Source organism: Longimicrobium sp. (genome assembly GCF_036399935.1).
GTDB lineage: Bacteria > Gemmatimonadota > Gemmatimonadetes > Longimicrobiales > Longimicrobiaceae > Longimicrobium.
The window spans coordinates 1-4,295 of sequence record NZ_DASWMD010000084.1 but is presented as its reverse complement, the minus strand read 5'-3'; the positions used below and the strand labels follow the sequence as shown (position 1 = coordinate 4,295).

The 4,295-nt window shown below is 72.9% G+C and carries 6 protein-coding genes; 5 read left to right on the top strand and 1 reads right to left on the bottom strand.

Translation table 11 applies throughout. The annotated features are described in order from the left end of the window. Window positions 1–39: 39 nt before the first annotated feature. Window positions 40–363 (bottom strand): hypothetical protein, encoded by a 324-nt coding sequence (locus VGB24_RS25295; RefSeq protein WP_331075720.1) that lies wholly within the window; start codon window positions 361–363, stop codon window positions 40–42. A 209-nt stretch (window positions 364–572) separates the two neighbouring features. Between VGB24_RS25295 and VGB24_RS25290 the strand changes: the two genes are divergently transcribed. The 5 genes from VGB24_RS25290 to VGB24_RS25270 all read left to right on the top strand — a co-directional run bounded on the left by VGB24_RS25290 (window position 573) and on the right by VGB24_RS25270 (window position 3,775). Next, window positions 573–824: a hypothetical protein gene (locus VGB24_RS25290; RefSeq protein ID WP_331075719.1), complete on the top strand. Its 252-nt coding sequence runs from the start codon at window positions 573–575 to the stop codon at window positions 822–824. 27 nt (window positions 825–851) lie between these two features. Further along, a complete protein-coding gene (locus tag VGB24_RS25285) occupies window positions 852–1,607 on the top strand; it encodes a pentapeptide repeat-containing protein (protein WP_331075718.1) in 756 nt (251 codons plus the stop codon). 125 nt (window positions 1,608–1,732) lie between these two features. Next, window positions 1,733–2,248 carry a hypothetical protein gene (locus VGB24_RS25280; protein ID WP_331075717.1) on the top strand — a complete coding sequence of 172 codons (516 nt, stop codon included), beginning with the start codon at window positions 1,733–1,735 and terminating at the stop codon, window positions 2,246–2,248. A 26-nt stretch (window positions 2,249–2,274) separates the two neighbouring features. After that, window positions 2,275–3,168, top strand: a complete 894-nt coding sequence (locus VGB24_RS25275) for a glycerophosphodiester phosphodiesterase (RefSeq protein ID WP_331075716.1) — start codon at window positions 2,275–2,277, stop codon at window positions 3,166–3,168. Between the two features lie 73 nt (window positions 3,169–3,241). After that, window positions 3,242–3,775, top strand: coding sequence for a BON domain-containing protein (locus tag VGB24_RS25270; RefSeq protein WP_331075715.1), 534 nt, complete (start codon window positions 3,242–3,244; stop codon window positions 3,773–3,775). The last annotated feature ends 520 nt before the right edge of the window (window positions 3,776–4,295 follow it).

The following is a 4,295-nucleotide window of genomic DNA, read 5'->3' as shown; positions in this document are numbered from 1 at the left end:
CAGCGGCCGCCGGCTCTCTCTCCGTCCCCGAGTTGCCGCTCAATCCGGCCGCGTGCCGCCGACCGCGGGATCGCCCTTGCTTTCGCCGCCGCGCTCGCGGATGACGGCGTTTTCGCTGTCGGGGCGCTGCTCGCTGGGCGTGTTCAGCACGCGCTGCTGGTCCTCGGGCACGCCCGCCACCTTCTGCCCGAAGCCGCCGGGCCGCTTGTCGTCCGCCGAATCCACCAGGCCGGGAGCGGAAAAGTCGGGCCCGCCGTCGTCGGCGTCCTGAAAGCCGGCCTCGGCGAACGCCTGCTCCCCGAGCGGATCGGCCTCGTCGATCTCCTCGGGATCGAATGCGGGGTCCTCGTTGCGCTTGGTCATCGTCGTCAACTCCTGCGGTTCGTTGTTCAGCGCCGGTGCCCGCTGCCCGGCTCGGGTGGTGCCTGATGCGGCATCCATGCCCCCGGCTTCCCGGGAGCCTGGCCCCTGAGCAAGGTCCGTGCGATCCGGCGGGAACGCCCGTTGCATAAGCTCTGTCCGGAGTCGGCCGCGCCGCGGCCGGCTGGACGCAAGCGGCGCAGGAGGTGCCTTTGGCCGCAATGGTGTGGGCGGTGCTCGCCGTCAGCCTGATCGCTTCCTACGTCGCGGTGCGCTACGTGGCCGCGCTTCCGGAGGCCCCCGTGTGTCCAACCTGCCGCGCCGTCACCGGGCAGGCGGGGCGGACCACCGGGCTGGACCGCGCCCTCGCCCGTCTGGGCGGCGCCGCCCGCGAGTGCCCACGCTGCGGCTGGGCCGGCCGCATGCGCTGGCGGCTTGCGCCGCAGGGCGCCGACCGCGGCTGAATCCCACCCGCCAACGTGAGCCTGCCCATGGAGCCCCGCATTCTCTCGGACCGCGACCTGTGGATGCTCATCGCCGCCGGCCACCTGCGGCTGCGCGGGGCGGACCTGCGCGGTGCGCGGCTGGAGCGGGCGGAGCTGGGCGGTGCCAACCTGGAGCGGGCGATCCTGAAGGGCGCCCACCTGTCGGGCGCGTCGCTGCGCGGGGCCAACCTGTCGGGCGCGGAGCTGGCCGGCGCGGTGCTGGTGAGCGCGGACCTGACGGAGGCGAACCTGACGGAGGCGTTCCTGAAGGCCGCCAACCTGTGGGGTGTCCACGGCGAGGGGCTGACGATGGAGTGGGCCTACGCCGAGGGCGTGTTCCTGGAGTGGGCGCACCTCAAGAATGCGCGGCTGACGGGCGCGTTCCTGAAGGGCGCGGTGCTCACCGGCGCCGACCTGGAGGGCGCGCACCTCAAGGGCGCCAACCTCACCGGCGCCTACCTTCACGGCACCGACCTGTCGGCGGCGCGGCTGGAGCACGCGGCGCTGGAGCACGCCGACCTTACGGGGGCGCGGCTGTGCGGCGCAGACCTGCGCGGCGCGAACCTCACCAGCGCCACCCTGACCGGGGCCGACCTGACCGGCGCGAACCTGGAGGGCGCCATCCTGCGCGGCGCCGACCTGGCGGGCGCGCGCCTGGATCCCGGCTCCCTGGACGGCGCGGACCTGTCCCTGGCCGACGTAGACGCGCAGCCAGCCGCTGCCCCCTCGGTAGAACCCGAAGCCACCGCCCAGCACGCCTGACGCGCCGGAGCGTCTTCCGCACTCACGCACTCACGCACTGCCCCCACGTTGCGGCCCGCCCGCGTCCAGCCTATGTTCAGCCCCCCAAACCGACGTCCGCAGCCCCGCAGGAACCGTTGATCCCCATGAGCAGCCAAGCCGCCGCCCCCGTGTCTGGAGCCGCCTACGTAGAGCGCCGCCGCGCGCGCATCCTGGAAGCGCTGGGCCGCCCGGCGGAGCGCGTGGCCAAGGACGCCGAGCCTCTTTCGCCCGAGGGGCTCGACAACTTCAAGCGCCAGGGCGAAGACCTGTACGATAACGAGCTGGCCTGGGAAGAGCTCACCGACGAGGAGGCCATTCCCGGCGGGCACCTGACGGAGATGGTGTTTTCCGGGTTCCTGGCCCTGATCGAGGGGCTGCTGGTGGAGAAGGTGCCCGCTGACGCGCTGGCCCCTGCTCGCCCGCACCCCGACGCGGTCGAGGAGATCCTCACCATGCTGGGCGACAAGTACCTGGACCTGACGGCCTACGTGGAAAGCGGCGCCGACTCGCAGAAGCTGGTGTACGCCCGCGTGATGACCGGCCGGCTGATCGACCTGGTGCTGTACCGCCTGTACGGCCTTACGTCCGGCGAGATCGACCGGCTGGAAGCCGCGGCCTGATCCGCCGCGCGCGGATTCCGCTTCCCGTGCGCTCTCCCTGGCTTCCGCTCGGCGGCGGCTCGCGCCCCGGGCACCGGTACCTGGCCGGCGCGCCCCTGCTGATCGCCCACCGTGGCGGCTCGGGGCTGGCGCCCGAAAACACGCTCCTCGCCTTTCGGCGCGCCCTGCACTGGTGGCGCGCCGATTTGCTGGAGATCGACGTACAGCCCACCCGCGACGGCGAGTGCGTGGTCATCCACGACGCGCAGGTGGACCGCACCACGGATGGATCGGGCGACGTGGCGGGCTTCACCCTGGCGGAGCTGCAGCGGCTGGACGCCGGCTACCGCTACACCCCCGACGGCGGCCGCACCTTTCCCTTCCGCGACACGGGCGTGCGCATCTCCACCCTGCGCGAGGTGCTGGACGCCCTTCCCGACACGCGCGTGAACGTGGAGGTCAAGGACGGGCGCGCGCAGGCCGCCGTGCTGCGGACCATCCAGGAAACCGGGTCCGCGCACCGCGTTCTCATCGCCGCGGGAGACAGCCGCAACCGCTCGCTCTTTCACGACTACGCGGGGCCCACCAGCGCGGGCGGACAGGACCTGTACGCGTTCTACGCCCTGCACCTGGCGCACGCGACGCGCCTCTACCGCCCGCCCGTGGATGCCTTCCAAATGCCCGAGCGCAGCGGCGGCCGGCAGGTGCTGACCCGGCGCTGGATCGCCGAGGCGCACGCGCACAACGTGGCGGTCCACGTGTGGACGGTGGACGACGAGGCCGACATGCGCCGGCTGCTTTCGTGGGGCGTGGACGGGGTGATCACGGACCGGCCGGACCGGCTGGCGCGGGTGCTCCACGAGGTGGCCGGCCGGCCCCTTCCACCGGGCCCTACGCACGACGAGATGGAGCCCTGGCTGGAACGGTTGTTGCGGCCCTGACGCGGGCGATTTCGGGCGGCGCGGGCAGTGGGCCCGCGCCGCCCGGCGCACACTTGCGCGGAGGAACTGACGGATGCCGTCATACGATGCCGGCTGGGACGGTCCCAGCGGTTGGAACCCGGCCCGCGGCGCGGGTGCCGGAATGGGAATGGGTCCGCGGGGTGGCTACGGCGGCGACTTTCGTTCGTTTCCCGGCGCTGGCGGCGGGCGGGTGGCGGACGACCGCGGTCCCCAGCCGCTGCGGGAGGACGGCCAGTGGGAGAGCGGAAACGTGCACGGCCCCGCGCGCTACGGCCTGGGGCCGTATCACCACCGCGTGCGCACCCGCCGCCGCCCGGACGACGAGGTGAAGAAGGACGTGGAGGACGCGCTCTTCTACGACACCTGGGTAGACGCCGAGGCGATCACGGTGGAGGTGAAGGACGGGGTGGTGACGTTGCGCGGCGAGCTTCCCGACTACCACGAGGTTCGCTACGCCACGGACGACACGTGGGACGTGGACGGGGTGCGCGGCGTGCACTCGGAGCTGACGGTGAACTCCGCCAAGCGCCCTCCCGTGGACGAGGTCGGCAGGCGGTCGGGCGGGAACGGACGCGGCCGCGGCTGATCGCAGCACGCAACAGAGCCCTGTCATCCTGAGGCCCAGGCGCACGGTACTGGCCCGCAGCACAACCGTCGCGGGCCGAAGGATCTAGCCGTGGACACGTACACCCCGGGCGCGGCAGCGGTCACGGTAGCCGAGGCCTCGGCTGCCGTGCGGCCCTCACCCGGCCGCGCTGACACGCGTGCCACCCTCTCCCACAAACAGCGTGGGAGAGGGGGTACACTTCAAGGGGCTTGGTGCGCGAGGGTTGGTCTGGTGCTCGGGCCGGCGCCCCCCATCCCCTCCCCCGCAAACTGCGCGGGGGAAGGGAGTCAGTCCGGGGCGTTTCGGCAGGGCCGTGCGCGATTCCCTGCGACCCCGTGGCCGAGTGCGCGAGGCCAGCCGAAGCGCGATCGAATTCTCCTCTCCCCCATGGGGTTTATGGGGGAGAGGCCGGGAGTGGGGGGCGGCCGTGGCATGGGCCACTGTCGGCCCCATCCGGCAGCAGTTCTCCCCTCTCCCGCTTGCGGGAGAGGGGCCGGGG